Annotated in this window: 1 protein-coding gene; it reads left to right on the forward strand. The window is 72.3% G+C overall.

Translation table 11 applies throughout. From position 1 onward, the window contains the following. A partial coding sequence (locus AC1DYN_RS32275) for a putative bifunctional diguanylate cyclase/phosphodiesterase (RefSeq protein ID WP_477966835.1) occupies window positions 1-1,931 on the forward strand: 1,931 nt, incomplete at both ends.

Genomic DNA, 1,931 nt, shown 5'->3' on the forward strand with positions numbered 1-1,931 from the left:
GCTCGCGCGCGGCGCGCTGGGCGGTCCGTTCGGCGACCCGCCGGTGCTGGCCGCCTGGCTGGCCACGCTGGCCCTCACCCCCCTGCTGATGAGCGCGCTGGTGGGCCGCACGGCCGCCAACGAGATGCGCTGGCAATTGGCCCTCGACGCGGCCGGCGTCGGCACCCTGCACTGGGACCTGCGCAGCGGGCACCTGAGCTACTCGCGCCGCTGGCTGCGCATGCTGGGCTATGGCAGCGTCGAGTTCGGCCACCGCATCGACGGGCTGCTGGCCCGCACCCATCCGTCCGACAGCGCACGCCTGCTGAACGCACTGCAGCCGCGCGGACGCGGCACGGCGGCCGGTGCCGGCGAGGCACCCGCCTTCGAGTTCCGGCTGCAGACCAAGGAGGGCCGGTGGCTGTGGCTCGAAGGCCATGCGCGCGCCATCGAGCGCCAGCCCGACGGCGAGCCGCTGCGCGTCATCGCCACCGCGATCGACATCACCGAGCGCCACGCCACCGAAGAGCGCCAGAACGTGTCGGCGCGCCTGTTCGAGTACCTGCACGAAGGCCTGGTCATCACCGATGCCGCCTGCCGCGTGCTCGACGTCAACCCGGCCTTCACCAAGATCACCGGCTTCTCGCGCGAGGAGATGCTGGGCGCGGTGCCGGCCCTGCTGCGCCCCGCTGCCGATGGCGAGCCCGGCTCGGCGCAGCGCGCCAGCATGAACGCCGCGCTCGAATCCACCGGCTCGTGGCGCGGCGAGATCGTCGACCGCCGCCGCGACGGCGAGCTGTGCGCGCTGCAGGTCACGATCTCGGCCATCCCAGGCCCCGACGCCGAGCTGCGCCACCACGTGCTGGTGCTGTCGGACACCACCGAGGCGCGCCTGCACCGCGAGCAGCTGGAGCGCCAAGCCCACTTCGACGAGCTGACGCGCCTGCCGAACCGCGCACGCCTGGCGCAGATGCTGCGCGACGCGATCCRCGCCAGCGAGCGCGACGGCTACCTGCTGGTCGTCTGCTACCTCGACCTCGACAACTTCAAGCCGGTCAACGACACCCACGGCCACGAGGCCGGCGACCGGCTGCTGGTCGAGCTGGCGCAGCGCCTGCGCAACGCGCTGGGCCGCTGGGACCACTGGACCGACGAGGTGGCGCGCCTGGGCGGCGACGAGTTCGTCCTGCTGCTGCGCGCCGCGACGCTCGAGGACGCGCAGCTGACGGTCGAGCGCGTGCTGCGCCAGGTCTCGCTGCCCTACAACCTGGGCATGGGCATCGGGCCGGTGATCGTCACCGCCAGCCTCGGCGCCACCGTCTACCCGGTCGATCGCGCCGACGCCGAGACGCTGCTGCGCCACGCCGACCATGCGATGTACGGCGCCAAGCAGGCCGGCCGCAACGGCTCGCTGTTCTTCGACACCGAGCTGAACCGCCGCACCGAAGAGCGCTTCGAGGCGCTCAGCCGCGTGCAGACGGCGCTGGACGCGCAGGAGTTCTGCCTCTACTACCAGCCCAAGGTCGACCTGCGCCTGGGCACGGTGATCGGCGTCGAGGCGCTGCTGCGCTGGAAGCACCCGCAGCACGGCGTGATCGCGCCGGCGCACTTCCTGCCGCTGATCGAGCACACCGGGCTGAGCGCGAGCGTCGGCGACTGGGTGCTGCAGCAGGGCATCGAGCAGCTCGCGCAATGGCAGCGCATGGGGCTGGACCTGACGCTGAGCATCAACGTCTCGGCGCGCCACCTGCAGGAACCCTTGTTCGCGCAGCGCCTGGCCGGGCTGCTGTCGCGCTACAACCAGCCGGTCGCGCAGCGCCTGGTGATCGAGGTGCTCGAGACCGCCGCGCTGGCCGACGTCGACTACACGGTGCAGCTGATGCAGGAATGCCGGCAGCTCGGCGTGCGCTTCGCGCTCGACGACTTCGGCACCGGCTACTCGACCCTCACCT

The organism is Rhizobacter sp. P2_D12, from assembly GCF_056404395.1.